Source organism: Arthrobacter sp. TmtSoilC48 (assembly GCF_059739425.1).
In genome coordinates, this window is sequence record NZ_AP046049.1 from 2,705,352 (window position 1) to 2,731,858 (window position 26,507).

Sequence of the window (26,507 nt, forward strand, 5' to 3'; positions counted from 1 at the left end):
AGTGTGCTTACAGATATGGCCCCCAAGTCCTTCCTGGGGGCCATATCTGTACACAGACTACTTACGCTAGGCGGGTGATCTCCACGGAAACGGATAGCCCCGAACCTCCGCCACCGGAAAGAATGCCTTTCAGCGGCGGAACATCCCGGTAGTCCCGGCCCCTCGCCACGGTCACGTGGTAGTCACCGGCAGGCTTATGGTTGGTGGGATCCCAGCTGCGCCATTCGCCGTCCCACCACTCCAGCCACGCGTGGGACTGCCCGGCAACCGTTTCGCCGATGTCAGCGGATGACCGCGGATGGATGTAGCCCGAAACGTAGCGCGCTGGTATGCCGCGGCTACGCAAGGCGCCAATGGCCAAATGCGCAAGGTCCTGGCACACACCCTGGCGTTGCGTCCACGCCTGTTCGGCATTCGTCGTTACACCTGTGGTGCCCTTCATGTACGTCATCTCGCCGGCCATCCACGAAAAGATGGCCAACGCCGCCTCATGGGGGTTTTTGCCGTCCACCACGCCTGGAATGATGCCGAGGACTTCCTCACCCGGGCCGCTCAACCGGGACTGGGGCAGCCAATCGCTGAATTCGTCCTGGATCTTTTCCGAGGCGATAACGTCCCAGCCCACGATGTCGTCCTCGGACGCCACACGTTCGGTCCGGTGCACTTCCACTGTGGCCGTGGCAAGGACCTCAAGGCTCTCGTGGGGCATCTGCATATCGAAGGCAGTGACGCGCGTGCCCCAGTAGTCGCGGTAGGTGCTGACCGAGGCCTGATTGGGTGAAACCTTCAGCGAGGATTCCAGGACCACCTGCTGGCCGTCGGTCAATGGAGTCATCCGCGCCTCGTTGTAGGACAACGTCACGCGTCGGTTGTATTTGTAGGCCGTCTTGTGGACGATGCTAAGCCGGGTCATGAAACTTCTCCCACCCAGGCGTGCTCATCAGCCTGATTGAAGTACTTACGGGAAATCGCGTCCGAAGCCTGGGTTACAGCCTTCTGCACACGTTCCATATGCTCCGGCAATTCGGACATCAGGTCATCCGTCCTGTGGAACTCAAGGAACGTTCTGGCCTGCCCAACAATCCGACGGGCATCGTTGATGAAGCCGACCCGCTGTGCTGAAGGATCCAGCTTTGCCAGGCACTCGTCCGCGTCGCGCAGGGCATAGACGATCGAGCGGGGGAACAACCGGTCCAGAAGCAGGAACTCGGCCGCGTGCTGGTCGCCAAATGCGGCCCTACGGGTCCGGATGAAGGACTCGTACGCGCCAGCACACCGCAGCATGTTCACCCAGGACATTCCCGCGGACTGCACATCCCGCGTGGACAACATGCGTGCTGTCATGTCCGCACGTTCAAGCGAACGCCCGAGAACCATGAACAGCCAGCTCTCATCATGGCTGACGGTGGTATCCGCCAGTCCGCGCACCATGGCGGTCCTCTCAAGGACCCAATTGCAGAAACGGTAGGTTCCCACGACGTCCTTGCGATGCTGGCTCAGGCCGTAATAGGTGGTGTTGAGGCTTTCCCAGAGTGACTGCGAGACGGTCTCCCGGGCCCTGCGGGCGTTCTCGCGGGCGGCGCCAAGCGAGCCGGCAATGGAGGACGCGCTCTGCTTGTCATAGGCAAGTGCATGCAGCAGCTCGGGCAGGCCGAAGTCTTCGCTTTGAGGTTTCGCACCCATGACGGCGAGGAGTTCGCGGGCCACACTGCGTTGCTCTTCAAGGGGCAGGTGGTTCAAGCGCTCCAGGTGTACGTCCAGGATCCTGGCAGTGCCGTCGGCGCGCTCTACATAGCGTCCGATCCAGAAAAGTGACTCGGCAATACGGCTCAGCATGAAACTGCGCCTCCTTCGCGTGGTGCTTGTCGAAGTTCAGGGGTCAATTCAACGGTGGTCCAGAGCCGGTTCACTGCTGCTGCTCCGTCTGGCGGTCCCGCCAATTGCTTTCCACGGGCCACACGGAAACCTGCTCGCGGACCGTCACGGACTGGCGCGGAATGATCTCGGCAGGCATTTGTGGCGAATTGGCCAACACCCAGGTGTCCTTGGAGCCGCCGCCCTGGCTGGAATTCACAATCAGGGAACCTTCCTTGAGTGCTACCCGGGTCAGGCCGCCGGGAAGGACCCAGACGTCGTCGCCGTCGTTGACTGCAAAGGGGCGGAGGTCCACGTGCCGCGGGCCGAATTTGTCTCCGGAGAGCGTGGGCACCGTGGAGAGTTGAAGGACGGGCTGTGCGATCCAGCCACGAGGATCTGCAATCACGCGCTTCCGCAAAGCGTCAAGCTCATCCTTGGAGGCGTCGGGACCGATAACCAGGCCCTTGCCGCCTGAACCGTCGACCGGCTTGACCACCAGTTCCTCCAAGCGGTCCAGAACATGTTCCCTGGCTTCCTTTTCCTCGAGCCGGAAAGTGTCGACGTTGGCAATGATCGGCTCTTCGTGAAGGTAGTACCGGATCAGGTCAGGCACGTAACTGTACACGAGCTTGTCATCGGCTACGCCGTTGCCCACCGCGTTGGCGATGGTTACGCCTCCAGCACGGGCGGCGTTGACCAGGCCAGGGCAACCGAGCATGGAATCGGAACGGAACTGCAGGGGATCCAGGAAGTCGTCGTCGATGCGCTTGTAGATGACATCCACGCGCTGTTCGCCGGCTGTGGTCCGCATATACACACGGTTACCGCGGCAGATCAGGTCCCGGCCTTCCACCAGTTCCACGCCCATGAGTCCGGCAAGGAGGGTGTGCTCAAAATATGCGCTGTTGAAAACGCCCGGTGTCAGGACCACAACCGTGGGATCGTCGACGCCGGCCGGTGCGGTCTTGCGCAGCGCTGAGAGGAGCCTGCGGGGGTACTCTTCCACCGGCCGAATGTGCTGCTGGCCGAATGCCTCGGGCAGGCCCTTGGCCATGGCGCGGCGGTTCTCCAGTACATAGCTCACGCCGGAGGGCACGCGGACATTGTCCTCGAGGACACGGAAGGTGCCTTCCGCATCACGAACGACGTCGATGCCGGAGACGTGGACTCGGACGCCGCCGGACGGTTCGAAGCCGTGAACGGCACGGTGGAAATGGGCGCTTGTGGTGACAAGTTGCCGGGGAATGACGCCGTCAGCCACCACGGCCATCCGGCCGTATACATCGTTGAGGAACGCTTCAAGGGCTTTGACCCGCTGTGCCACGCCGCGCTCAAGGACATCCCACTCGTCAGCGGGGATAACGCGCGGGACGATGTCCAGCGGGAACGGCCGCTCCTCCCCCGCGTAGTCGAACGTCACGCCGCGGTCCAGGAACGTGCGTGCCATGGAGTCGGCGCGGGCGGTGACATCGGCCAGGGAAAGCTCGCGCAGTGCACCGGCAACCTGACCGTAGGATTTTCTGGCGACGTGGCCGGGGGCGAACATCTCGTCGTAGGCGCCGCTGCGCGCAGCGGCCTCGGAATAATCCTGAAATAGGTCAGACATGGGAATTAGACAATCACCTTTTTGAGTCAAGCGCATTTCGCACTGATTGTGTCGCGGTTTCCGGAGGCTCCCGGTTCGCCTTTCGGTGCCCCATCCGGCAGGGTTGAGGCATGCCCTTGAACAGTCTTGCGCCCCACCTGTCCCGGCTGGGGCCGGGGCTGGTCCTGAGTATTGCCGCAACGGGGGTTGCCTTCACCGTCCACGCGGTGTTTCCGGCATTGGGGGTTATTCCCGTCATGACGCTCGCTGTCGCACTGGGCCTGCTCTCTGCAAATATACCGGGCACTGCTGTCTGGGCGGCGGGGCGCGCCCGGCCGGGCCTGGACTTCGCCGGGAAGCACCTGATGCGTGCAGGGATCGTCCTGCTTGGACTCAAGGTCAGCATGGGCGATGTCCTCGGGTTGGGGTGGTTGTCACTGCTTCTGATTGCAGCCGTGGTGTTGCTGAGTTTCGCGGGGACCTATGGACTCGCCAAGATCCTCCGCCTTCCTGACGAGGCGGCACTCCTGATCGCCACCGGATTCTCCATATGCGGTGCGTCGGCCATCGGTGCCATGGCAGCGGTAAGGCGGGTCAAGCACCAGGACACCGTACTTCCGGTGGCGCTGGTGACCTTGTGCGGCACCCTGGCGATTGGGGTGCTCCCCCTCCTCATGCACCCCTTGGGTTTGAACCCGGAACAATTCGGAGCGTGGACCGGTGCGTCCGTGCATGATGTCGGCCAAGTGGTTGCCACGGCCCAGACTGCGGGGACAGCGGCGCTGGCTGTCGCCGTCGTCGTCAAATTGACGCGCGTGGTCCTCTTGGCGCCGATCGCCGCGGCAGCAGGGCTGCACCAGCGGGTGATGCACGTACGGCGGCGGGCGAACACTGAATCAGGCCAATCAGGAAAGCACGACGGCGATGGCCGGTTTCCGCCGATTGTCCCTCTGTTTGTCCTCGGCTTCATCGCGATGGTGGGCGTTCGCACCTTGGGTTGGGCGCCCCCGGCAGTTCTGGAAGCCGCCGCCGGAGTGCAGGACATCCTGCTCGCGACCGCCCTGTTTGGGCTCGGTTCCGCGGTGCGTGTACGCACTCTCGTTAATACCGGGGGGCGTGCCGTTGCTGTGGCGCTGGGATCGTGGCTGCTGATCGCAACGCTGGGCCTGGGCGCCGTATGGATCATGATTAGATAGCTGTGTGTCGAATCACAATCTCTCGCGCGACGAAGCCGCAACACGTTCAGCCCTGATCACCACCCATAGCTACGACGTCACCCTCGATGTCCGCGACGCGGCAGATCCCGCAATCGCCGGCTACCCGAGCACCAGCACCATCAGGTTTTCTGCCAATCCCGGCTCAGCTACTTTCCTGGATTTCATCAGCGGCGGAGTGAAGTCCGTGATGCTGAACGGCAAGGTCCTGGACGTTGACCGGGTGGTGGACCGGGACAGGATCATCCTGGAGGACCTGGCCGCCGAAAACACGGTCACCGTTACAGGAACCGCGCTCTACAGCCGCTCCGGAGAGGGCATGCACCGTTTCGTCGACCCAGCCGATGGCCAGTGCTATCTCTACACCCAGTACGAACCGGCCGACAGCCGCCGCGTCTTCGCCAACTTTGAGCAGCCCGACCTCAAAGCCGAATTCACTTTCCACGTGATCGCTCCGGCAGGCTGGGAAGTTGCATCCAATGGCGTAGAGACCGCCCGAACGCCCCTGGCGGATGATGCCGCAGCCTGGAACTGGGATTTTGCCACCACCAAGCGGATGTCCACCTACATCACCACAATCCTCGCCGGGCCCTACTTCAAGGCCACTGACCGTTGGGGAGCAACGCTCGACGACGGCAGCCGCCTTGACGTCCCACTGGCCCTCTACTGCCGGGCGTCTTTGGCAGAGTCGTTCGATGCCGATGAACTCTTCCGGCTGACCAAGAGCGGGCTGGCGTTCTTCAACGAACTTTTCGACTACCCCTATCCTTGGGGCAAATACGATCAGGCCTTCGTGCCCGAGTACAACCTCGGCGCCATGGAAAACCCGGGGCTGGTGACGTTCACCGAGAAGTACGTCTACGCTTCCCGGGCAACAGACGCCCAGTACCAGGCGCGCGCCAACACACTGATGCACGAGATGGCCCACATGTGGTTCGGTGACCTCGTCACCATGACCTGGTGGGACGACCTCTGGCTGAAGGAATCCTTTGCCGACTACATGGGGACACTTGGCGTGGACCGGGCCACTGACTGGGATACGGCATGGGTGAACTTCGCCAGCAAACGCAAAGCCTGGGCCTATGTACAGGACCAGCTGCCTACCACACACCCCATTGTTGCCGACATTCCGGACCTCGAAGCGGCCAAGCAGAACTTTGATGGAATCACGTATGCCAAAGGGGCCGCTGTTCTGAAGCAGCTGGTGTCCTACGTAGGCTTTGACGACTTTATCGCCGGGTCCCGCCAGTATTTCCGGGACCACGGGTTCGGCAACACCTCGCTACAGGACCTTCTGCACGCGCTCACCGTCGCGTCGGGAAGGGACCTTGCCGGCTGGGCGCGCCAGTGGCTGCAGACATCAGGCATTTCCACCATCACGGCAGACATTGTGGATGACAACGGGATCATGGGCGCCGTGACGCTCCAACAGGATGCGACCGACCCCCTGACGGGCAAGCAGGAGTTGCGGCCCCACCGACTCCGGCTGGGCCTGTACGACCCCGATTCCTCCGGCCACCTCGTCCGGAGCGAGAGCATCGAGCTGGACGTCTCTGGCCCGAGCACGTTGGTGGCCGAACTTGCAGGGAAGCCCCGGCCCGCCCTGTTGCTGGTCAACGATGAGGACCTCAGCTACGCGAAGGTGCGTCTGGACGCCCTTTCGGAGCACACAGTCCGGAGTTCCCTGGGCACCATCCAGGACCCCATGGCACGTGCGCTGTGCTGGACCGCACTATGGGATTCGGCTCGGGACGGCGCTACGCCAGCGGTGCGGTACGTTACCGCCGTCGAACAGTTCGCACCCACCGAAACCGGCATCGGCGTCCTCCTGAACGTGCTGGGCAATGCAGCCACGGCTATTGAACGTTATGTCCCCGCTGTCATGCGGGATGGCGTGCGTAAGGACTTTCTGGCGGTCGCCGCGGCCCAATTGCAGTCCGCCGCCCCTGGATCCGACCAGCAGCTTGCCTGGGCCAGAACCCTGGCCGATGTTTCCAGGCACGGCGACAGCGAACTTCCCCTGCTGCGGGCCGTCCTGGAAGGCGCCACGGTCATTGACGGCCTGGCCGTCGACGCTGAACTGCGCTGGAGTTTCTGGCAGGCCCTTGCGGCCCACGGACAAGCGACGCAGCGCGAGCTGGATGCCGAACGTGAGGCGGACAAGACGGCCTCCGGCCGGGAAGGCCATGCAGTAGCCTCCTCGGCCCGTCCTGACGTCTCCGTAAAGGCGGCAGCATGGGACGCAGCCGTCAACACTAGCGGGCTGTCCAACGAGATCCTCAGCGCAACAATCACGGGTTTCACCATTGCGCCCGGAGAGCTCCTGCAGCCATACATTGAGCCCTACTTCGAATGCCTGGAACGTGTCTGGGCTGAGCGCAGTATCGAAATTGCAGGCAGGATCGTCAGGGGCCTCTACCCCGGCGCCCAGGATTTGGCGGCCGGAATGGAGCCGGTCGCCCATCCAGTGCTGGTGACGACCGACCGATGGCTGCATGAGCATACCGAAGCACCCCGTGCTTTGCGCCGCATCATCATCGAACAGCGCAGCCACCTGCTGCGGGCGCTGACCGCACAGGCAGCCGGGTAAGGAAACCTGCCTAAGGAACCCTGCTTAAGGAACCCGGTTCAACCACTCCTCCGTGCCGAACTTCGTTTCCACCCGCTTCCTGGCTTGCGAAAGTTCATCGTCTGAGAGGCGGGATTCAACTGCGCCGTAGCGTTCCACAAAAACTTCCTGCATGGCCTCAATGATGGCGGCGCGGGCCAAGCCGGTCTGACGGCGCAACGGGTCCACCCGTTTTTTGGCGCTGCGCGTGCCCTTGTCTGAGAGCTTTTCCTTGCCGATGCGCAGGACCTCCACCATCTTGTCGGCGTCGATGTCATAGCTCATGGTCACGTGGTGCAGCATCCCTCCGTTGGCCAGCCGTTTCTGGGCCGCACCCCCGATCTTGCCCTGCTCGGTGGCGATGTCATTGAGGGGAACGTAGAAAGCCGTGATGCCAAGCTTCTCCAGCGCCGCCATGACCCATGCATCAAGGAAGGCGTAGGAATCAGCGAAACTGATGCCATCCACCAACGTCTGCGGTACGTAAAGGGAGTAGGTGATGCAGTTGCCTGCTTCCATGAACATTGCACCGCCACCACTGATACGGCGAACCACCGTGATGCCATGCCTGGACACGCCCTCAGGATCGACCTCGTTCCGGACGGACTGGAAACTCCCGATGACCACTGAAGGTTCTTCCCAGTCCCAGAACCGCAGGGTGGGATTTCTACGGCCTGCTCCCACCGCCTCGGTGAGTACTTCGTCCAGTGCCACGTTGACGTGGGTGGGCAGGACCGACGGCGGTATAACTTCCCATTGGTGGTCGGACCAGCCCGTGGCTTTGGACAGCGCACGGCGGACAGTCACGGCAACCGCCTCTGCAGAGAATCCAAACAGTACAGACTCTGGGGGCAACCCTTGTGAAACAGCCGCAGCGATGTCTGCAGCCGGGGTCGTCACGGGCAGGCCAGTCAGAGCGGCATTGATGTCCTGCAGGGCTTCGTCGGGCTCCAGGAAGAAGTCCCCGCTCAGTGAAACGTTGGCCAGCCGGCCATCCCGGACATCCAGGTCCACCACCACGAGTTTGCCCCCCGGAACTTTATACTCCCCGTGAAGGCGGGCGACGCCGTCGTTGTTGTCGTGAATGTCGTTAGGGTGTTCTTCGGGTGCGGGCTGGGACGTCATGCGTTCCATCTTGCCGGAAAACGAAAAGGCCCGCACTGCCGGAAGTTCCAGCGATGCGGGCCTTCGAAAAGCCTTGGGGTGAAGTGGTTACTTCGAGCCGCCGAAGCCCTTGAAGCGAGCGTTGAAGCGCTCGACGCGGCCAGCGGAGTCCATGATGCGCTGCTTGCCCGTGTAGAACGGGTGGGACTCCGAAGAGATTTCGACGTCGATAACCGGGTAGGTGTTTCCGTCTTCCCATTCGATGGTCTTCGAGGAAGACACGGTCGACTTGGTCAGGAACTTCGTGCCGGAAGCTAGGTCGTTGAAAACAACAGCTTCGTACTTCGGGTGGATATCAGACTTCATAATGGGACCTTTTGTTCACGCAACTGGATTTTGCCAGCTGCCAGGTATGAATGGAGGTGGTCCGCCTGCTGCAGGTAGAAATTTCAGCGGCCGGGCCAACAATCAATCATAGCCGAAACCAGCCGGGTGCACGAACCAGCCTCAGTCCTGCGGGCGAAGCCGGGTTTGGGTATGTTGCGGGCAGCGTGTTCGCCACGATCAATGGCGTCTTCGGTCAATTCCATGGCGGCAACAGTGAAGCCCTTTCCCCTGCGCAGATGGCCGGGTTTACTGTAAGTGCATGCGCGGGCGCATCGAAGCCGACTATCTGGTGGTCGGCGCCGGGACAGCGGGGATGGTCTTCACCGACCGGATCCTCGCGCATTCGGATGCAACGGTCGCGATCGTAGATCGTCGGCACGCGCCCGGGGGACACTGGCAGGACGCATATCCGTTCGTTCGGCTGCACCAGCCCGCGAACCTCTATGGCGTGGAATCCGTGCCATTCGGAGCCAGCAGGCGCGACGTCAGTGGCACGAACGCAGGCATGTACGAACTGGCCGGCCCGAGCGAGATCTGTGCGCATTTCGAAGAGGCGATGACGCGGGTCTTCCTGCCGAGCGGCCGTGTAATGTACCTGCCCGAGTGCGAGTTCGTTGACGAGGATCGGATCGTCTCCCGCCTGGACGGCCGCACCGTGCCCGTCACCGTGCGCCGCCGCGTGGTGGATGCCAGGTATCTCGAGGGGCGCATCCCCGCCACCTCCGCCCCGCCGTTCGCCGTTGCCGATGGAGTCCGCTGCATCCCAACCGGTGGGCTCGCCCGACTCGCCCACCCGGCCGGACGCTTCACCGTGATCGGCGCAGGAAAGACCGCCCTCGACACATGCGTGTGGCTTCTTGAGCGGGGTGTGGATCCCGCCGACCTCACGTGGATCAAGCCGCGCGAGGGCTGGTGGCCGAATAGACGCTACCTGCAGCCGCACGATCTGGTCGTCGACCAGTACGTCGCGAACGCTGCACAGATCGAGGCCATGGCCCAAGCAACGACGGTTGACGATCTCTTCGCACGGCTCGACGAACAGGGAATCCTGCTACGGGTTGATCCCTCGGTGCCACCCACGATGTTCCACGGCGCGATCGTCGGAGAAGCCGAGATCGCCCTCCTCCGGCAAATCGAGGATGTCGTCCGACTCGGCCACGTGCGTAGTGTCGAGCGCGACCGCATCATCCTCGACGACGGCGTCATCCCTACGACACGCGAAACGCTGCACGTCCACTGCGCGGCGACGGGGCTCGTCCGGCCTCCACTTCGTCCGATCTTCGAACCTGGCCGCATCACGCTTCAGCCGATGTTCTGGGGCACCGTCTCGTTCCAGTACGCGATGCTTGGCGTCGTCGAAGCCGAACTCCACGACGACGACCAGAAGAACAAGCTGTGCCGCCCGCTGCACCTCTGGGATCGGAATGTCGACTTCCTCATCGCCTACGCCGCGCTGATGGCGAACTCCCGGGCACGCGGCCAGCATCCGGCCGTGTCCGCATGGTCGCGCACGAGCCGGCTGTATCCTTTCGCCGAGCTGCAGCGTTATGCCGACGACCCACGCATCCCCGAGGCTCAGGAGCGCAGCCGGGCCCATGCCGCCGGAGCGCTCTCCAACCTCCCCCGCCTCATCGCATCGGCGTGACCCGGCCATCGTCGGGCCGCGATCGCTGGGGGGCCACTACTTCGTCGCGTAGAACGCCACAGCGGATGCCGCGGCAACATTCAGCGAATCGACGCCGTTCATCATCGGAATTGTTACGCGCGCGTCGAGCACTTGGTCGGTCTCAGGCTTCAATCCCTCACCCTCGGTGCCGAAGACCAGCGCGAGGTTCGGATGGTCCTGGGCGACCAGTTCATCGAGTGTTATGGCCCCTTCGCCAAGCGACATGCCGGCAACGAAGTAACCTGCATCCTTAAGGACTCCAAGGTCTCCAGGCCACGACTCGATCCGCGTCCACGGCACCTGGAACACGGTGCCCATCGACACCCGGATGGAGCGTCGGTACAGCGGGTCGGCGCACTGGGGCGAGACCAGTACAGCGTCGACACCGATGGCTGCCGCGCTGCGGAAGATCGCCCCTACGTTCGTATGGTCGGTAAGGTTTTCAAGGACCGCGATCCTCGATCGTCCTCGAAGAGGAGCGGTTTCGTCCCCTTGCACTTTGGAACCACCGACGTCGGGGTGGTCCACGCTGTCTTCCAGCACGGCAACCCGGCGCGCATCCGCCAGCAGCTGCGAGAGCGGCACAGGTGCCGGACGGTGCATGGCTGCCATCGCTCCGCGGTGCAGATGGAAACCCGTGATTTCTTCCAGCAGCTTGGCTTTGCCAACGAACACCGGGACGTCGGGATAAGCCTGGAAGACGTCGTCGAGGTCTTCCAGCCACTTCTCCGCCAGGAAGAACGAGCGTGGCTGATGACCTGCTGCCAATGCACGGCGGAGGACCTTGGAGGATTCGGCAATGTACATGCCTTCCTCCGGCTCGCGAACCTTGCGAAGGTGCACATCCGTCAGCGTGGTGTAGTCGGTCACGCGGGGATCATCGGCGGACTCAAGATAGTGAAACGTCACCGGCCGATTATTTCAGCAGATTGGCGATCATAAAGCCAAGGGCCACGATCCCAAGCGTAAAGATGACCGCCCTCAAGACGCGTGGCGAAAGCTTGCGGCCAACCTTGGATCCGACCAGGCCGCCAATGGTTGAACTCACGCCGATCAGCAGGACCACGAGCCAGTTGATTCGATCGAAGGCGAAGATCAGGTAGGACACAGCAGCCACCATGTTGACGCCGAGCACCAGGATGTTCTTCATGGCGTTGGCGTTCTGCATGGTCCCTGTAAGGAAAACGCCCAGTATTCCTACAAGCAAAATCCCTTGAGCCGCTACGAAGTAGCCGCCGTAAACGCCGGCGAGGTAAACCAGGACCACGAGGAGGACTCCGTGGCTCCGGTCCCTGAGGGCATGTTCCGGATTTTGTTCACGGTTTCGCACCGAGGCTTGGAGACGAGGCTGGAACATCACCATCAGCAGCGCCAGTACCAGCAGGACGGGGGCCACAAAGTGGAAGACTTTGTCCGGCAGATGAAGCAGCAGCCAAGCCCCCGTGATACCGCCCAGCAGAGAGGCCGGAAGCAGCTTCATCAACTGCCTGCCGCGGCCCGCGAGTTCGCGGCGATACCCCCAGGCTCCGGCGGCAGTGCCAGCCACCAGGCCCATGGCATTGCTCATGGAGGCAACCACCGGAGTCACGCCCAGCGCGATGAGCACAGGAAAAGTCACGAGGGTGCCGGAGCCGACCACCGCATTGATGGTGCCGGCCCACAAGCCCGCGAAAAAGATCAGGATGCTGCTAAGAATCTCCACCGTCGACTACTGGCCCGCCTGGCGGCGGGCGGTTGCCGTGTAACGCCCGGCGTTTTCCGTGACGTCCAGGGCCAGGCCGAAAGTGTTGCTCAGGTGCTCGTCCGTGAGTACGTCCTTAATGGCACCGGCTGCCACTACTCCACCTTCGCGCAGCAGCATGGCGTGGGTGAATCCCGGGGGAACTTCCTCAAGGTGGTGGGTCACCAGGACCATCGCCGGAGCCGTCTCGTCCTTGGCAAGTTCACCGAGTTTGTGCACGAGCTCTTCGCGCCCCCCAAGATCGAGTCCGGCGGCCGGTTCATCCAGGAGCAGGAGTTCGGGATCGGTCATGAGTGCCCGCGCGATCTGCACCCGCTTCCGCTCACCTTCGGAAAGCGTGGCAAACGTGCGGTTGAGCAGCGGGCCCATCCCCCAGTCATTCAGGAGGCCAAAGGCACGACGCTCGTCGTCGCGCTCGTATCCTTCACGCCAGCGGCCGGTGACGCCGTATGCCGCGGTCACTACGACGTTGAGGACGTTCTCGTGTTCCGGGATCTGGGTAGCCAGTGCGGCCGAGGAAAGGCCGATGCGGGGGCGCAGTTCAAAGACGTCAACCCGGCCCAGGGTTTCGTCAAGGATCCCTGCCCTTCCGCTGGTCGGGTGCATGCGGGCTGCAGCAATCTGGAGAAGCGTCGTTTTGCCTGCGCCGTTGGGGCCAAGAATGACCCAGCGTTCGCCTTCGTTGACCTGCCAGTCAACCTTGTCCAGCAGGGTCTTCTTGCCTCGGACAACGCTGACGGAAGCCAATTCCAGAACATCACTCATAGCAGTAGACACTAGGACAAAAATACAGATGACTGATAACCGGGCATACGTGCTGGCTGCTGCGGAGAAACGAATTCGGGTGGAGGTAGCACGCTCAGTAGGATTGGGACCATGACTTCGAACTTGGCTGCGGTCAGCTATGGCGTGAATTTGTCCCCTGAATCGCTTGATAACGTGCGCAAAGTGCTGGCTGATGCCGGCGCCGAAGTGTCATCGGAATCACAATCCGGGGACCACCGCTTTGGTGTTCACACGGCCGGTCTCGCCGTTGATGCCATCACGCCCGAAGCCCTGACAAGTATTCGACGGCGGGTGGCTGAGGCCGCGGATGCCGGAGTAGATACTGCGATCGTTCCGGAGGACCTTCGCCAGGCTCCAAGGAAGCTCCTCATCATGGATGTGGATTCCACGCTGATCCAACAGGAAGTCATTGAGTTGCTTGCCGCTTATGCAGGCAAGCGCGACGAAGTTGCAGCCGTAACCGAAGCAGCCATGCGTGGGGAACTTGATTTCGCGCAGAGCCTCTACGCCCGCGTTGAGGTCCTCGCAGGGCTGCCGGCCGCCGTCGTCGATTCTGTACGTGCGGAGGTGCGCCTCAGCCTTGGCGCAGCAGAACTGGTGGCTGCCTTCAAGGAAGCGGGCCACGCGGTGGCTGTGGTTTCCGGTGGCTTTAACCAGATCCTCGGGCCCATAGCCGAAGAACTCGGCTTGGATTACTGGATTGCCAACGAGCTGGAAATCGTCGATGGCGCTTTGACGGGCAGGGTGCTGGGCGACGTCATCGACCGCGCAGCGAAGGAGAAGTACCTGCGCAAGTGGGCAGCTGCCGAGGGAATCGACCTTCAGCACACCATCGCAGTGGGCGACGGCGCCAACGACCTCGACATGCTGGGAGCGGCCGGAATTGGCGTTGCCTTTAACGCCAAACCGGCCGTCCGTGCAGTGGCAGACGCCGTCATCAACATGCCCTACCTTGATGCGGTGCGGCACATCGCCAACGTCTGAACCCCCTAACTGTTGCTATCTTCCCTGCGGTTGCGGACAAACAGCAGTCCGGCACCAATGACCAGGAAAGCGCCGGCTCCATAAAGCAGACCGGTTCCCACTCCTCCCGTCAGAGGCAGCTCGAACCCGGCGTTGGACGGCATGTTCTTCACGCTCAGGTCAACGCCGACGGTTGTGGTTGTGGAGTTGATCAGGAAGGACAAAGGTTCGGCAAGCAGCTCGTAGCCTGCCGGCGCCGTGGTCTCCACCAGGTAGTAGGTGCGGTAGTCCAGGTCCCCAGGGGCAACGGCCGCACCGTTGGCCCAATCCGAGTAGCGCAACCCTGAAATGGTCAAGGTTCCATCGCCGCCAACGGTGAAGACAGTCTGGCCGTCAATCTCCACAGGGTTGGTGCCTGCGTTGGCATCGGCCTCATTGGTGTAGACCGAGAAAGAAGCGCCAGCCAGGGCGGCAGCATTCTCGTCTACCTTCTGCAACGTCATCCCGCCCCACTTGGTAACGACGGGCGGCGTTACTACCGGGCCGCCGGGCTGGCCGGGGGTGATGGTGAAGCTCGCAGCGTTCGGGTAGGCAAGTGCGACGTTTTCAATCTCACCTATGGTGTTGACCTTGGTGCTCACAACTATCTGCACACGGGTATCGGTGCGGGCGGCCAGGAAGGCACGGCCGTCATCGGTGAAGACCACCGAGACAGTGTTGGTTGTGGCATCGAAGCTCACAACATAATCGGCACCTTCCGCAAGTGCGGTCCCATCCTCCAGCAAGGCGGTGGCACCAACATACGTCAGTTTGGTGTCGAGCTGATCCACCACTTTGTAACCGTCGATCACGGCCTCGTTGGGGATATCAGCGGTGATCGTCCAATCGACCTGATCGCCGAGCTTGACGTCGGGAGCATCAGTGACCGTCTTCTCCGCACCGGAAACGGAGTTCTTCGGGTACACGTCGACGTCGTAGATCCAGTTGTCAAGGTTATCCGGATCAGTTGTCGGCACCGAGATAAGGAACGGAGCCGATGGGGTGACACCGGCCGGATAGTTCGTCTCGGTCACTAGATACAGGCCAATGGGCAGGTCGGCAAAGACGGCAGTGCCGTCGGCAGCAGTGACCTGCGCCTGGCTGGCACCCAGGGTGTATCCAGCGCCAGTGATGGAACCGGAGGGGTCAGACGGCACAAAGACATTGCTAAGGTTGTGTGCCGCGTCCCAGCCTGCATTGCTGGATAGGTCAATCGTATTGACCTGCTGGATCGTGAACTCAATGCCCGGCAAGGGCGTCAGGCCCGTGGTGTCAGGAACGGCGCGGGAAAAGTTATTGCCTCCCCCGCCGTGGCCGCTGCCATTGCCACCCCCGCCGTGGCCACCGCCGCCACTGCCACCAGGGATGGGCTTCTCGAACTTGTGAACGGTGATGGAACCGGTCTGGTCACTATTGATCACCGGGGCTGCCGAGGCTGGCGCGACGGAGAGTGACACAGACAGCACTGCCCCTGCCAAGGCGGCAGTGGCGGCTCGCCAATGTCGTGAGGCGCGTTGATTGATCACACTTTTCCCCTTCGATTGATGGTGCCCAGGACACTTGGCCGAGGGCCTCCACCATTCGAGTAGCGCTGGCACGGTGTTCATGTTGCGGATTCCACAACCTTTCAGCGAAACGATTTGCGCTTTCAGGACACTCATCAGATGTGGCGCTTGCCGGTTGGCGCACGTCGCCTTGCCGATCCGAAGGAGATGCGTTGCTGGAGCATGAAACCCTGTGCAAGTCTGTTGTTTCGGCTGACCCTGACGGTGTGCTGAGGAAGCACTTCACGTCCTGGTGTGCGCGGTTCAAGATCTTTCCAACAGAATCCGGCTTCGCCACCGAAACCGGCCACATCGTGTACCCGGCCCATGGGGTGGTCGAGGCAGATGGAACTGTCTGGCTGTCTACCTTGGCATCCTTTGATCATTCGGGGATCCGCGGGCGCGTGGAGAATCATCCGGGTTTTCGGAGCATGCTCGCACATGCGTCGCGAACGCCTGACAGGGCACCTGACGGAATAGCCCTGTTGATTGGGCACACGCCCTATCAAGTGATCTTCCAAAACACGGTGGAGGCCGGTGGGGACCACATTATTAACGTTGCCTTCATTAATCGAAAGGCGATGAACATAAACGCCCCTGAAACTCATGAACGTATTTCGTGACGCCAACTTCGGAATAATTTATGCGATCGTCACTAACTGGTTCACTTGTTGAGACAGTGCATTCCAGTGTGTTCCCAATGTGTAAAGTTGGAAACTCCAAGACGGAGCCGTGATGCATTAGGCAGCCGGGGATCAATACCAGCAGGGGCAGACAATGAATCGTTCGAGGCACGCACGGAGATGGTGGAAACGTCAGGAAAAGTCCGTATCTGCTGAACTGCATGCCAACGAGGATGAATCACTTCCCAATGCGCCGGTGTACCAAGAGATCCGGGCGGACTACTTCACACATTTCGGTGATAATAAAAAAGAAAAGGAAGAACAAAATATGAGCACGCTTGACGAATCCATAAAGCAGTTGCTGTCCATCGAGGGCGCAACGGGCGCGGCCGTCGTGGACTACTCCAGCGGAATGGCTTTGGCCCAGGGAGGAAACCCTGGCTTTGACCTGGGTGTGGCAGCTGCCGGCAACTCAAATGTTGTCAGCGCAAAACTCCGCACCATGGCTGACCTCAACGTGGACAGTGATATCGAAGATATCCTCATCACCCTCGGTTCGCAGTACCACCTGATCAACGTCCTGAACGCAGGCGGTTCCAAGGGCCTGTTTGTCTACTTGGTGCTGGATCGAACGTACGCAAACCTTGCGCTGGCGCGCCACAAGCTCAGCAGCCTGGCCAAGGGAATTACCGTCTGATCTTCCCTGGAACAGTGAAAGGGGCGGCCGCGCATTCGCGGTCGCCCCTTTCGGTTCGTGTCAGGAAGAGAGGGCCGTCAACTCTTCACCCGGCGGGCTTCCCCACTGCCGGAAGTGAACTTCTCGCCCAGCATATGGTGCACCAGGGCGTCTTCGTTGGTATTGGCATTGGCCTCGATGGCCACCATTTCGCCGTTGCGCATCACGCCAATCCGATGGCACCAGCTGACCAGTTCCGACAAATCCGACGACAAGAGGATGATCGCAACCCCCGTGCGGCTGAGCTCCTGGAGCATCCTGTACACCGTTTCTTTGGCCCCAACATCTATGCCGCGGCTGGGGTGGCTAAGAATCAACACATCGCAGTCACTGGTCATCCATTTGGCAAGCTGCACCTTTTGGCGATCGCCGCCCGAAAGAGTGGTGATGGCGCCATGAATGTTCGTCGTGTTGATGCGCATGCGGCGAACCAGTTCGATCACGCCACGAAGCTGGGTGATCTCATCCTGCAAATTCGCGCCGGCAGCATCGTCAGTACGCTGGAGGCCTTCAACGATTCCGCTTGCCGATTCCAGGGTGTCTGCGGTGTCTGACAAGTAACCGATCTTCAAACGCAGTGCATCCTGCAGCCCCTGGATCTGTACAGGTTTCCCTTGTATGAAAATCTGGCCCGAGGTACTCGGGTGGATACCTACCAGCGCTTCGAGCAATTGATAAATGCCTGAGCGATGTGTTCCGGCCAGGCCGAAAATCTCACCCTTGGACACGCTGAAGGAAATATCGCGGATACTGTCTTCGACAGTGAGTTCCACCACCCGAATGGCCTCATCTCCGGGTGCCGGATCCGTGGGCCTGGAGTTGTTGGCCAGCTCGTGCTGAAGCAAGAGGAAGGCGAGCTCGTCGACGTCGGTCCGGCTGGCTTCCAGGATTTTGTGGACCCTGCCATCCCGCATGACGGCGATGCGGTGGGCTATGGACCGGACCTCATCAAGGCGGTGGGTGATGTAGATGATGGCACGTCCCTGCCCGACCAGCATCCGCAGGACTTGATGCAGGACGGCGACGTCATGATCCGGCAGCGACGCAGCAACCTCGTCCATGATCACGAGTTGGGCTTCCTCGGCAACCATTCTCAGAACTTCCACGAGGGTCTGCTCGGCACGAATCAAAGTGCCCACCTTCACGTCGGGATCCAAGGTGATTCCGATGTCCTGAATGAGTTTGATTGCTTGACCCCGGAGTTCATCATGGGATCGATTGGCTTGAAACGTTCCCCGGAAAATTGCCTCGGCGACGGTCAGGTCAGAGTCGAGCCGGAAGTTCTGCGGGATGAGGCCTACGCCGCAAGCCTGGGCTTCCTCCATCGAATCCGGTCCATATTTCTCGCCAGCCAGCGTGATGTGCCCGCCATCGTGCTTATGGGATCCGGCCAATACGCCCATGAGGGTGGTTTTGCCGGCGCCGTTGGTTCCGATTAATCCCAGGATCTCGCCGCGGTGGAGTGAAAGTCCAACACCTTTGAGGATGCGTCTTTGATCGTAGGACGCGTGAATATCATCAGCATGCAGTAACAGGTCCAAAGATGCTCCTAGTTCACAGTAGTGGGTTCGACCCTGGACACTGCCATAAAGTTCCTGCCTTGGCCTAATACAGTTTGCTTACCTTAGGGACGATGACGCCTTGGAGATTCAATCAGATCGATTCCTTAAATGCAAAAGCTCGAACTTGAAACAACTAATCGAATTTCGTGTCGCAGAAAGCTGAATAATTTATGAAATTGTCATCCACCACCTTTGGTTGCCATTTGAACGGTTAAACAGTTGTGGCCCGGACGCTTGTCCGGGCCACAACAAATTTTGGCAGGATACCTACTCGGCAGATTTGCCGAAGTAGTCTGCTCCACCCACGTATTCAGTGTGGCCGGATTCGACGTCGGCCGTCACCATCTTGGCGACCTCGGCCGCAAATTCTTCAACCGAGTACAACTTGCCGGCTTCTGCACGGCGGGCTTCGATGGCGCCCGGGTTGGAGCGGTCAAGCAAGGTGGCCGTGACGGTGCCCTCGATCATGTCACCGGAAACAACCACCAGCGAGATGCCTTTGGCGGCAAGGTCGGGCAGGAGTGCACGCAGGGCGTCCTCGCCGGCCCGCTTGCTCTTTGCCACCGGCTCGTATTCAGGCATGGTGGGGACGGTCTCCACGAAATGCGCCTGGTGGCTGGTCACGAAGACGACGCGCGAACCTTCGCGCATGAGGGGAACAGCCGCATTGAGCATGTTGATCTGGGCATCGCGGTTGAGTTTGAGGGCGTAACCCTCCTCCATTCCGGACTCCATGCCTCCGGAAGCATTCAGGACCAGGACATCCAGCGAACCGAACTGTTCCATGGCGGTGCTGGCAAGCGCGTGTACGCCTTCATCGGTAGTGAGGTCTGCGCCGACAGCCGCAGCGCGGCCGCCCGCTGCCTGGATTTCAGCAACTACCTTGTTGGCGCGCGGTGCCTTCTGACGGTAGTTGACGACGACGGCGGCACCCTCACCCGCGAGGATCTTGGCGACTTCAGCACCGATACCACGGGAAGATCCCGTGACGATCGCGGTCTTGTTATCCAGCATTCCCATTCGTGCTCCTTTTGTTCACTTCAGCTAAAAATGTGCGGGCCTGGGTTCCATCATGCCAGTGGTGGGCTCAAACCCTTTTGTCGGGTCGCGACAAAAACTGGCTGATGGCCTCAGAGCGTGCCGCTTTAGTGGCCCATCCCGAGGCCGCCGTCAACCGGAATCACAGCGCCTGAAATGTAGGCGGCCTCATCGCTGGCTACCCAACGCACAACGTTGGCTACCTCGGAAGCCTCGGCGAAACGGCCCGCCGGCACGTTTGCCAGATACGACTTCTGGGTTTCCTCGGGTAGTTCTGCCGTCATGTCCGTATTGATGAATCCGGGAGCTACCACGTTGGCCGTGATGCCCCGGCTGCCCAGTTCGCGGGTCAGCGAGCGTGCGATGCCCACCATGCCCGCCTTCGATGCGGAGTAGTTGATCTGGCCCGGAGCTCCATACAGGCCGGACACCGATGAGATGAGGACTACGCGGCCCTTGCGGAGCCGGATCATGCCCTTGGAAGCACGCTTAATGACGCGGAACGCACCGGTGAGGTTCGTGTCCAGCACAGAGGTGAAGTCGTCCTCACTCATGCGCAGGAGCAGCGTGTCCTTGGTGATGCCAGCATTGGCAACCAAAACCTCCACGGGGCCGTGCGCTTCCTCTACTGTCTTGAAGGCGGCATCAATCGAGGCTTCGTCCGTGACGTCGGCTTTGACTCCCAGGATGCCTTCAGGCAGTTCTGATTCGCTTCGATAAGTCACTGCCACCTTGTCACCGTTTGCGAGGAAGGACTCGGCAATGGCCAGACCGATGCCCCTGTTGCCGCCGGTAATGAGGACGCTGCGGCCGGTGGATACTGCTTCAGACATACTTTCGCTCCAGATTCTGCGGCATGGGTGTGCTGCGGTGAAGAGGGGATTTCCTGCCTCGATCTTATCGGGCACCTGCTCCAACCCGCGGGTAACCGGCCCGTCCCGCGGTTTGGGCGACTACCGCCTTGGTGAGAGAATTGAGTGAAGCCTTTGGAGCGTGATGATACAGCTGTGACACGAGAAAACAGTCCCCTGCAGCAGGTGCCCGGGGATCCGGACGCTGTCTCCGGCGACCCCGAAGTCCACAGCATCACTGATGCCGCTGCTGCCCACTCGGAAGACATGCGGGAACGCATGATCAAGTACGCAGTGGCCATGGGTATTCGCATGGTCTGCATCATCCTGATCTTCGTGGTGGACGGCTGGTTCAAGATCATCGCCGTGGCCGGCGCCGTGTTCCTTCCCTGGATAGCCGTTGTCATCGCGAACGGTAGCGATAAAGCCGAGGACCACAGCGATTCCCTCCTGGATTATGTGGCAGCAGCGGAAATCGAGGGCTCGCCCCAGTCCACCTACGACGAATCGACAGACAACATCACTGTGCTCAAAGGCGAACTGGTAGACGACGAGCCAGCAGGTCAGGGAACAGAGCCTGACGCGACCCAGACACCCAAGACCGGGGATGCCGGCAACGAACGGGCGGCTTCATGAACATCTTCAACCTTGGCGGCACCGGTTTGGGCAGCCAGGAGTCCGATCGCGCCACTGGCCCTGCCCTCTGCTCCCGCAAGGGGTGCCGGGAGGGCGCAGCCTGGCAACTCCTGTGGAACAACCCGCGCATCCACACCCCTGACCGGCGGAAGGTTTGGCTTTCGTGCGACGAGCACCGCGATTGGCTTGAGGACTACCTTCAAACCCGGGGCCTCTGGAAAGAGACCATCCCTTTCGAGGCAGATGACGCTGCCGTTGGCGAGGCCCGCTGAATGTATCGGTTCCTGTTCTCCAGCAAGTGGCTGGGTTACTTCGTTCTGGCCGTTATCTTCGCCACAGCATGCGTGTTCCTCGGCCGTTGGCAGATGGATCGGCGGGCGGAGACGCTGGCTGAGATCAACCGCGTAGTCAGCAATTACTCCGCGACGCCAGTCCCCTTCGCTGACATCAAAGACCAGTTCCACACCTTGGACCCTGAGCGCGAATGGACCCAGGTAGAGCTGCGGGGTAGCTATGACCTAAACGGCCAGCGCGTTGTACGGAACCGTCCATTGAATGGGCAGCCAGGTTACGACGTCGTGGTTCCTTTCCGCCTCAGCACCGGCGAAGCGGTGGTTATCGACCGCGGCTGGTTGCCAATTGGCAACAACACTCCCGGCCGTCCCGACGTCGTTCCGGCCCCTCCCGTGGGTGAGGTCACCGTGGTTGCCCGCCTCAAGCCAACGGAACCGAAGCTGGACCGTGGTGCGGTGGACGGACAGCTGCCATCCATTGACCTTGCCGGCTTCGCGAGCGAACTCCCCTATCCCATCGCGACGGGCGCCTATGGGCAGCTGGCCAGCGAGGACCCCGCAGTCCAGCCCATGCCAACGCCCTTCCCCAAACCAGCCACGGAGGAGGGCACGCACCTCTCCTACTCCCTGCAGTGGTTTGCCTTCGGCGTCCTGATGTTCATTGGCTTCGGTTACGCAGCCCGACAGCAGGCCCGTAACGCTGCCATCGACGCGGAAGAGGAAGAAGAAGGCGAGGACGAAGTCATTGCCGTCAGTAGCCCACCCAAGCGTCGTGCGCCCGCAAACCGAAAGAACAAGCGCCCCACGTCAGAAGAAGAGGAAGACGCAATCCTGGATGCCCAAGGTTACTGAAGCTATTCCGGACCCGGTGCTCAACGTGAAGTCGGCCCTCACGGCGGCCGGCGTTGAGGACACCGTCCGGATCTTCACGGACAAGGTGCCCACGGCCGCAGCGGCCGCCTCTGTCCTTGGATGCGAGGTTGCAGCCATCACCAACAGCCTGATTTTCGACCTCGACGGCAAACCCCTGCTGATCCTCGCCAGCGGAGCCGCGAGAGTAGACACAGCACTGGTGGCCAACCTGCTCGGCACCGGAAAGATCCGCCGGGCGAAGCCTGATTTCGTGCTCAAACACACCGGCCAGGAGGTGGGAGGTGTCGCCCCGGTAGGTCACCCCAACCACATCCGCACCATCCTGGATGTCTCGCTGAAGCAACACCCCGTCCTATGGGCCGGCGCCGGAGACCACAATTCAATGTTCTCCATCACTTACGACCAGCTGCAAAGGATAACGAACGCCGAGGCGTTGCAGGTCCGCTAGCGCGCCGCGAAGCGGACGCAGAAGTGAACGGTCCCTACGCCAGCGTGATCAGGTCCAGGTAGTCCTCGTTCCAGTGGTCTTCGACACCGTCCGGAAGCAGCACCACGCGCTCCGGGTTCAGGGCCGATACGGCGCCCTCATCGTGGCTGACCATGACGACAGCGCCACTGTAGTTCTTCAGTGCACCAAGGATTTCCGCGCGGCTGGCGGGGTCCAGGTTGTTGGTGGGCTCGTCGAGGAGCAGCACGTTGGCGCTGGAGGCCACGATGGTTGCAAGGGCTAGCCGGGTCTTCTCGCCACCTGACAAAACACCCGCCGGCTTTTCGACATCGTCACCCGAGAACAGGAACGAACCCAGAATGCCGCGGACTTCGGCGTCCTTCATGTCAGGTGCGGAGGAACGCATGTTTTCGAGGACGGTGCGATCGTGGTCCAGGGTTTCGTGTTCCTGGGCGTAGTAGCCCACCTTCAATCCGTGCCCCGGGATGATGTCGCCGGTATCCGGCTTGTCCACGCCTGCAAGCATTCGCAGGAGGGTGGTCTTGCCCGCGCCGTTGAGGCCAAGGATCACCACTTTGGAACCGCGATCGATCGCCAGGTCCACGTCAGTGAAAATCTCCAGGGAGCCGTAGGACTTGCTGAGACCTTCGGCAGTCAGCGGGGTCTTGCCGCAGGGTGACGGATCCGGGAAGCGCAGGGCGGCGACGCGATCGTTTTCACGAACGGCTTCCAAACCGCCAAGGAGACGCTCAGCACGCTTTGCCATGTTCTGTGCTGCGACGGCTTTCGTTGCCTTGGCGCGCATCTTGTTGGCCTGGTCGATGAGGACCTGGGCCTTCTTTTCCGCATTGGCCCGTTCGCGCTTTCGGGCCCTTTCATCCGTTTCGCGCTGCTGGAGATAGCGCTTCCAGCCCATGTTGTAGTAGTCGATCTGGGCTCTGTTCGCGTCAAGGTGGTAGACCTTGTTGACCGTGGCCTCCAACAATTCAACATCGTGGCTGATCACGATCAACCCACCCTGGTGGTCCTTGAGGAAGTCGCGCAGCCAGGTGATGGAGTCGGCGTCGAGGTGGTTGGTTGGTTCGTCAAGGAGCAGGGTTTCTGCCGAGGAATAGAGAATACGGGCGAGTTCCACGCGACGGCGCTGACCACCGGAGAGGGTCTTCAGCGGCTGGTTAAGGATGCGTTCCGGGAGCGCAAGGTTGGAGGAGATCGCGGCTGCCTCAGCTTCAGCGGCGTATCCGCCGCCAGCCAGGAACTCAGCTTCCAAGCGATCGTAGCGGTTCATGGCCTTGCGCTGGATGGCGTCATCCTCGCTGGCCATCTCAGCCTGCGCCTTCTTCAGTTTCCCTACCACCACGTCCAAGCCACGTGCAGAAAGGATGCGATCACGGGCGAGCTGTTCCATGTCCGGGGTGCGGGGATCCTGTGGCAGATAGCCGATCTCGCCGCTCCGGGTCACTTTGCCGCCCGCCGGGAGGCCTTCGCCCGCGAGGACGCGGGTCAAAGTGGTCTTGCCGGCGCCGTTGCGTCCAACAAGGCCGATTTTGTCGCCTTTGTCCACCCTGAAGTTGACCTTGTCCATGAGCAGGCGTGCGCCGGCGCGGAGTTCGAGTTCCTGGACGGTAATCAATTCGGGTGATGCCTTTCAATGGGGAACGCCTGCGTGACCGGTTGGCCCGGTAGTGCGGCGGGGACGGCTGTGAGAACAGCCTGTTCAAGTCTACCGGCACCATGCCCTCCCCCGGACCTCACATTGCCCGGTCGGCGCGTTGTGCCATCACCCACAGAATTTAGACCCACGGTTGTGGAGAGGCTCCAAAAAAGGCCGTTCCCAAGCTCCGTATCCTCACTGTTGGGGGAAATAAACGTCAACCTCGCACCCACAGCATTTCCTGATAGGACCCGTCATGAGCCAAACCACCTCCGCCTCTGTGGAACGCAACTCTTCGCGTAAGCGATGGACCGCCACAGACCTCGGCCTCATTGCCGTCTTCGCAGCCCTTGTGGCCGCATCCGCGATCGTTCCCGGCATTCCGGTTGGCGCCCTTGGCGTGCCGATCACCCTGGTGACCCTCACTGTGATGCTGAGCGGCCTGGTGCTTGGCCCCGGGCGGGGATTCGCCGCCGTCGGGCTTTATGTTCTCCTTGGGCTCGCCGGGCTGCCGATCTTCAGCGGAGGCCGCAGCGGACTGGGCATCCTCGCTACAGCTTCGGCAGGCTACATCATTGCCTTCCCCCTCGCGGCGGCCGCCACGGGCTATCTGGCCGCGCTGATTATCCGTAAGACGGTGCGGAACCGCTCCCTGCTCCTGTTTGCTGCAGCTATGGTCAGCAGCATCGTCCTCATCCACGGCCTGGGCGTCCTGGGCATGATGGTCAACGGCAAACTGGACTTCACCAAAGCCTTCATTGCCGATCTGGCGTTCTACCCCGGGGACATCCTCAAGAATGTCCTTGCAGTGATCATTGCTGTGGCTATTCACAAAGCCTTCCCGGATGTCCTGGTCCGCAGGGTCAAATAGCCTGCGACACGCAAAGTCGGAAACAATACCTCTATGAACTCCATCAGCTTCAGCAGGGTCTCGGTTCGTGTGGCCATTGACGGCACCAGCACGTCCAAGACCCTGCTGGAGGATGTTTCCTTGAGCCTTACGGAGCGGCGCATCGGCGTCATTGGGGCCAACGGTTCCGGAAAGTCCACACTGTTGCGGCTGGTGAACGGCCTGGTGGAGCCCAGCGACGGAACTGTTGAAGTCCACGGCGATGACACAGTCAAAGCTGTGCGCAGGGTTCGTGCGAACGTCGGCTTCGTCTTCACAGATCCCTTGTCGCAATTGGTGATGCCTACCGGGCGGGAAGACGTCGAACTCTCGCTCCGCCGCACCATCAAAAACGCGCGCGAACGGGCCACGCGCGCCGAGGCGGTTCTTGACCGGTTTGGCCTGCTGCCCTTGGCAGACCAGAGCATCTATGAGCTCTCCGGTGGCGAGCGTCAGTTGCTGGCCCTGGCTGCGGTCCTCGCCGTCGACCCCAAAGTGCTGGTCCTCGATGAGCCCTCCACCTTGCTTGATCTTCGTAACCGCGAACTCCTTCGCCGCACGGTGGCGGGCTTGGACCAGCAAGTGATGATGTCCACGCACGACCTCGACCTCGCCCTGGATATGGACCGCGTCCTGGTGGTGGACTCAGGGCGCATCATCTTCGACGGCGGGCCGTCCGAAGGCGTCGCACGGTACCGGGAGCTGTGCGCAACTGCCCTCGACGAGGTCCCGGGCTTTGGCGAACGTCCGGGGAGAGGCCAGTCATGAGGTGCCGGTTATGAGGGGCCATGGCTTCCTGATTGCAAACTATGTGCCGGGAAACTCGCTCATCCACCAAATCCCGTTGTGGCTGAAGTTCCTTGTAGTGGCTGCCTGCGGAACGGCGTCCTTCCTGATCGTCGACTGGGCGGTGTCGCTGGTGGTCTTCGCCCTGATGTGCGGCTTGTTCCTGCTCAGCGGGGCCGGTTTGCGCCGACTGATGCGTGCCATATGGACGGTTACGCCCATCCTTGTGGTGATCGGCTTGTTCCAATGGTGGCAATTGGGTGCCCCCACGGCTGCACGCATTGTCCTGAACGTCCTGGTGTGCGTCGTCGCAGCCTCGGTTCTAACTGCCACCACACCCGTGCAGGACCTCTTGGACGGCGTTGTCTCCCTCGCCAAACCGTTCCAGCGCTTCGGTGCCGATCCCGAGCGTTTCGCGCTGACCATCGCCGTGATGCTCAGGAGCATCCCGTTCATCGCGGGAGCCTTTTCGGACGTCAGGGATGCGGCCCGCGCCCGCGGACTTGAACGCAATCCAAGGGCACTTATACTCCCCGTCTTTATCTCGACGGTCGCTTATGCGCGGCAAACCGGCGACGCTTTGGCCGCCCGGGGACTCGGGGAACCGAACGAGCCCAACTAGGT

General features: G+C 61.3%; 26 protein-coding genes. 13 read left to right on the plus strand and 13 right to left on the minus strand.

The features are described from left to right. Window positions 1–61 precede the first annotated feature (61 nt). The 3 genes from AC6I97_RS12730 to AC6I97_RS12740 all read right to left on the minus strand — a co-directional run bounded on the left by AC6I97_RS12730 (window position 62) and on the right by AC6I97_RS12740 (window position 3,463). Entirely contained in the window at window positions 62–913 is an 852-nt protein-coding gene (locus AC6I97_RS12730; RefSeq protein ID WP_224164385.1) for a transglutaminase family protein, read from the minus strand. Then, on the minus strand, window positions 910–1,836 hold the full coding sequence (locus AC6I97_RS12735; protein WP_216925742.1) for an alpha-E domain-containing protein: 927 nt from the start codon (window positions 1,834–1,836) through the stop codon (window positions 910–912). The genes AC6I97_RS12730 and AC6I97_RS12735 overlap by 4 nt, the downstream gene beginning before the upstream one ends. A gap of 70 nt (window positions 1,837–1,906) precedes the next feature. Continuing rightward, entirely contained in the window at window positions 1,907–3,463 is a 1,557-nt protein-coding gene (locus AC6I97_RS12740) for a circularly permuted type 2 ATP-grasp protein (RefSeq protein ID WP_223946004.1), read from the minus strand. A gap of 110 nt (window positions 3,464–3,573) precedes the next feature. Between AC6I97_RS12740 and AC6I97_RS12745 the strand changes: the two genes are divergently transcribed. Both AC6I97_RS12745 and pepN read left to right on the plus strand, forming a co-directional pair. Next, window positions 3,574–4,638, plus strand: a complete 1,065-nt coding sequence (locus tag AC6I97_RS12745) for a YeiH family protein (RefSeq protein ID WP_497945042.1) — start codon at window positions 3,574–3,576, stop codon at window positions 4,636–4,638. A 4-nt stretch (window positions 4,639–4,642) separates the two neighbouring features. Then, window positions 4,643–7,246, plus strand: coding sequence for an aminopeptidase N (pepN, locus tag AC6I97_RS12750; RefSeq protein WP_497945043.1), 2,604 nt, complete (start codon window positions 4,643–4,645; stop codon window positions 7,244–7,246). 24 nt (window positions 7,247–7,270) lie between these two features. Here the strand turns inward: pepN and lplAB are convergent, their stop codons facing one another. Beyond that, window positions 7,271–8,389, minus strand: a complete 1,119-nt coding sequence (lplAB, locus tag AC6I97_RS12755; protein ID WP_497945044.1) for a lipoate-protein ligase LplAB — start codon at window positions 8,387–8,389, stop codon at window positions 7,271–7,273. An 87-nt stretch (window positions 8,390–8,476) separates the two neighbouring features. After that, window positions 8,477–8,734, minus strand: a complete 258-nt coding sequence (locus tag AC6I97_RS12760; protein ID WP_223932840.1) for a type B 50S ribosomal protein L31 — start codon at window positions 8,732–8,734, stop codon at window positions 8,477–8,479. A 280-nt stretch (window positions 8,735–9,014) separates the two neighbouring features. On the opposite strand from AC6I97_RS12760, the gene AC6I97_RS12765 reads away from it, so the two are divergent. Next, on the plus strand, window positions 9,015–10,400 hold the full coding sequence (locus AC6I97_RS12765; protein WP_497945045.1) for an NAD(P)-binding protein: 1,386 nt from the start codon (window positions 9,015–9,017) through the stop codon (window positions 10,398–10,400). Window positions 10,401–10,436: 36 nt separating this feature from the next. On the opposite strand, the gene AC6I97_RS12770 is transcribed toward AC6I97_RS12765, so the two are convergent. The 3 genes from AC6I97_RS12770 to AC6I97_RS12780 are packed head-to-tail and all read right to left on the minus strand — an operon-like array spanning window position 10,437 to window position 12,927. Beyond that, window positions 10,437–11,330, minus strand: coding sequence for a TrmH family RNA methyltransferase (locus AC6I97_RS12770; RefSeq protein WP_224090295.1), 894 nt, complete (start codon window positions 11,328–11,330; stop codon window positions 10,437–10,439). Between the two features lie 7 nt (window positions 11,331–11,337). Next, complete coding sequence (locus tag AC6I97_RS12775) at window positions 11,338–12,123, minus strand: sulfite exporter TauE/SafE family protein (RefSeq protein ID WP_224090293.1); 786 nt, start codon at window positions 12,121–12,123, stop codon at window positions 11,338–11,340. A 6-nt stretch (window positions 12,124–12,129) separates the two neighbouring features. Continuing rightward, a complete protein-coding gene (locus AC6I97_RS12780; protein ID WP_497945046.1) occupies window positions 12,130–12,927 on the minus strand; it encodes an ABC transporter ATP-binding protein in 798 nt (265 codons plus the stop codon). Between the two features lie 111 nt (window positions 12,928–13,038). Between AC6I97_RS12780 and serB the strand changes: the two genes are divergently transcribed. Then, window positions 13,039–13,932 (plus strand): phosphoserine phosphatase SerB, encoded by an 894-nt coding sequence (gene serB, locus AC6I97_RS12785; protein ID WP_224164381.1) that lies wholly within the window; start codon window positions 13,039–13,041, stop codon window positions 13,930–13,932. A gap of 5 nt (window positions 13,933–13,937) precedes the next feature. Here the strand turns inward: serB and AC6I97_RS12790 are convergent, their stop codons facing one another. Next, window positions 13,938–15,476, minus strand: coding sequence for a SpaH/EbpB family LPXTG-anchored major pilin (locus tag AC6I97_RS12790; protein WP_497945047.1), 1,539 nt, complete (start codon window positions 15,474–15,476; stop codon window positions 13,938–13,940). A gap of 191 nt (window positions 15,477–15,667) precedes the next feature. Here AC6I97_RS12790 and AC6I97_RS12795 point away from each other — a divergent pair, with 191 nt between their 5' ends. Both AC6I97_RS12795 and AC6I97_RS12800 read left to right on the plus strand, forming a co-directional pair. Then, complete coding sequence (locus AC6I97_RS12795; RefSeq protein ID WP_497945048.1) at window positions 15,668–16,117, plus strand: hypothetical protein; 450 nt, start codon at window positions 15,668–15,670, stop codon at window positions 16,115–16,117. Window positions 16,118–16,445: 328 nt separating this feature from the next. Then, window positions 16,446–16,814 (plus strand): hypothetical protein, encoded by a 369-nt coding sequence (locus tag AC6I97_RS12800; protein WP_497945049.1) that lies wholly within the window; start codon window positions 16,446–16,448, stop codon window positions 16,812–16,814. A gap of 77 nt (window positions 16,815–16,891) precedes the next feature. Here AC6I97_RS12800 and AC6I97_RS12805 read toward each other — a convergent pair whose 3' ends face one another. The 3 genes from AC6I97_RS12805 to AC6I97_RS12815 all read right to left on the minus strand — a co-directional run bounded on the left by AC6I97_RS12805 (window position 16,892) and on the right by AC6I97_RS12815 (window position 20,286). Next, a complete protein-coding gene (locus AC6I97_RS12805) occupies window positions 16,892–18,394 on the minus strand; it encodes a sugar ABC transporter ATP-binding protein (RefSeq protein WP_497945050.1) in 1,503 nt (500 codons plus the stop codon). A gap of 288 nt (window positions 18,395–18,682) precedes the next feature. Then, window positions 18,683–19,435 (minus strand): SDR family oxidoreductase, encoded by a 753-nt coding sequence (locus AC6I97_RS12810; protein WP_224164377.1) that lies wholly within the window; start codon window positions 19,433–19,435, stop codon window positions 18,683–18,685. A gap of 125 nt (window positions 19,436–19,560) precedes the next feature. After that, complete coding sequence (locus AC6I97_RS12815) at window positions 19,561–20,286, minus strand: beta-ketoacyl-ACP reductase (RefSeq protein ID WP_309926143.1); 726 nt, start codon at window positions 20,284–20,286, stop codon at window positions 19,561–19,563. Between the two features lie 153 nt (window positions 20,287–20,439). Between AC6I97_RS12815 and AC6I97_RS12820 the strand changes: the two genes are divergently transcribed. The 4 genes from AC6I97_RS12820 to AC6I97_RS12835 are packed head-to-tail and all read left to right on the plus strand — an operon-like array spanning window position 20,440 to window position 22,554. Next, on the plus strand, window positions 20,440–20,940 hold the full coding sequence (locus tag AC6I97_RS12820) for a DUF3099 domain-containing protein (protein ID WP_497945051.1): 501 nt from the start codon (window positions 20,440–20,442) through the stop codon (window positions 20,938–20,940). After that, complete coding sequence (locus AC6I97_RS12825; RefSeq protein WP_224090264.1) at window positions 20,937–21,212, plus strand: hypothetical protein; 276 nt, start codon at window positions 20,937–20,939, stop codon at window positions 21,210–21,212. The genes AC6I97_RS12820 and AC6I97_RS12825 overlap by 4 nt, the downstream gene beginning before the upstream one ends. Next, entirely contained in the window at window positions 21,213–22,085 is an 873-nt protein-coding gene (locus AC6I97_RS12830; RefSeq protein WP_224090260.1) for an SURF1 family cytochrome oxidase biogenesis protein, read from the plus strand. After that, window positions 22,069–22,554: a YbaK/EbsC family protein gene (locus tag AC6I97_RS12835; RefSeq protein WP_224090258.1), complete on the plus strand. Its 486-nt coding sequence runs from the start codon at window positions 22,069–22,071 to the stop codon at window positions 22,552–22,554. Before AC6I97_RS12830 ends, AC6I97_RS12835 begins: the two co-directional genes overlap by 17 nt. A 34-nt stretch (window positions 22,555–22,588) precedes the next feature. Here AC6I97_RS12835 and AC6I97_RS12840 read toward each other — a convergent pair whose 3' ends face one another. Then, complete coding sequence (locus AC6I97_RS12840; RefSeq protein WP_224090256.1) at window positions 22,589–24,187, minus strand: ABC-F family ATP-binding cassette domain-containing protein; 1,599 nt, start codon at window positions 24,185–24,187, stop codon at window positions 22,589–22,591. Between the two features lie 277 nt (window positions 24,188–24,464). On the opposite strand from AC6I97_RS12840, the gene AC6I97_RS12845 reads away from it, so the two are divergent. From AC6I97_RS12845 to AC6I97_RS12855, 3 genes are read left to right on the plus strand one after another with little or no spacing between them, the layout of a single operon-like run. After that, window positions 24,465–25,079, plus strand: a complete 615-nt coding sequence (locus AC6I97_RS12845; protein ID WP_223946046.1) for a biotin transporter BioY — start codon at window positions 24,465–24,467, stop codon at window positions 25,077–25,079. 33 nt (window positions 25,080–25,112) lie between these two features. Then, window positions 25,113–25,865 carry an energy-coupling factor ABC transporter ATP-binding protein gene (locus tag AC6I97_RS12850; RefSeq protein ID WP_497945052.1) on the plus strand — a complete coding sequence of 251 codons (753 nt, stop codon included), beginning with the start codon at window positions 25,113–25,115 and terminating at the stop codon, window positions 25,863–25,865. A 10-nt stretch (window positions 25,866–25,875) separates the two neighbouring features. Continuing rightward, a complete protein-coding gene (locus tag AC6I97_RS12855; RefSeq protein ID WP_497945053.1) occupies window positions 25,876–26,505 on the plus strand; it encodes an energy-coupling factor transporter transmembrane component T family protein in 630 nt (209 codons plus the stop codon). The last annotated feature ends 2 nt before the right edge of the window (window positions 26,506–26,507 follow it).

Bases quoted from the DNA above. Each gene is read 5' to 3' on its own strand.
- AC6I97_RS12730 (WP_224164385.1), bottom strand. From the start codon at position 913: ATGACCCGGCTTAGCATCGTCCACAAGACGGCCTACAAATACAACCGA.
- AC6I97_RS12735 (WP_216925742.1), bottom strand. From the start codon at position 1,836: ATGCTGAGCCGTATTGCCGAGTCACTTTTCTGGATCGGACGCTATGTA.
- AC6I97_RS12740 (WP_223946004.1), bottom strand. From the start codon at position 3,463: ATGTCTGACCTATTTCAGGATTATTCCGAGGCCGCTGCGCGCAGCGGC.
- AC6I97_RS12745 (WP_497945042.1), top strand. From the start codon at position 3,574: ATGCCCTTGAACAGTCTTGCGCCCCACCTGTCCCGGCTGGGGCCGGGG.
- lplAB (WP_497945044.1), bottom strand. From the start codon at position 8,389: ATGACGTCCCAGCCCGCACCCGAAGAACACCCTAACGACATTCACGAC.
- AC6I97_RS12760 (WP_223932840.1), bottom strand. From the start codon at position 8,734: ATGAAGTCTGATATCCACCCGAAGTACGAAGCTGTTGTTTTCAACGAC.
- AC6I97_RS12765 (WP_497945045.1), top strand. From the start codon at position 9,015: ATGCGCGGGCGCATCGAAGCCGACTATCTGGTGGTCGGCGCCGGGACA.
- AC6I97_RS12780 (WP_497945046.1), bottom strand. From the start codon at position 12,927: ATGAGTGATGTTCTGGAATTGGCTTCCGTCAGCGTTGTCCGAGGCAAG.
- serB (WP_224164381.1), top strand. From the start codon at position 13,039: ATGACTTCGAACTTGGCTGCGGTCAGCTATGGCGTGAATTTGTCCCCT.
- AC6I97_RS12800 (WP_497945049.1), top strand. From the start codon at position 16,446: ATGAGCACGCTTGACGAATCCATAAAGCAGTTGCTGTCCATCGAGGGC.
- AC6I97_RS12810 (WP_224164377.1), bottom strand. From the start codon at position 19,435: ATGGGAATGCTGGATAACAAGACCGCGATCGTCACGGGATCTTCCCGT.
- AC6I97_RS12815 (WP_309926143.1), bottom strand. From the start codon at position 20,286: ATGTCTGAAGCAGTATCCACCGGCCGCAGCGTCCTCATTACCGGCGGC.
- AC6I97_RS12825 (WP_224090264.1), top strand. From the start codon at position 20,937: ATGAACATCTTCAACCTTGGCGGCACCGGTTTGGGCAGCCAGGAGTCC.
- AC6I97_RS12830 (WP_224090260.1), top strand. From the start codon at position 21,213: ATGTATCGGTTCCTGTTCTCCAGCAAGTGGCTGGGTTACTTCGTTCTG.
- AC6I97_RS12835 (WP_224090258.1), top strand. From the start codon at position 22,069: ATGCCCAAGGTTACTGAAGCTATTCCGGACCCGGTGCTCAACGTGAAG.
- AC6I97_RS12845 (WP_223946046.1), top strand. From the start codon at position 24,465: ATGAGCCAAACCACCTCCGCCTCTGTGGAACGCAACTCTTCGCGTAAG.
- AC6I97_RS12850 (WP_497945052.1), top strand. From the start codon at position 25,113: ATGAACTCCATCAGCTTCAGCAGGGTCTCGGTTCGTGTGGCCATTGAC.
- AC6I97_RS12855 (WP_497945053.1), top strand. From the start codon at position 25,876: ATGAGGGGCCATGGCTTCCTGATTGCAAACTATGTGCCGGGAAACTCG.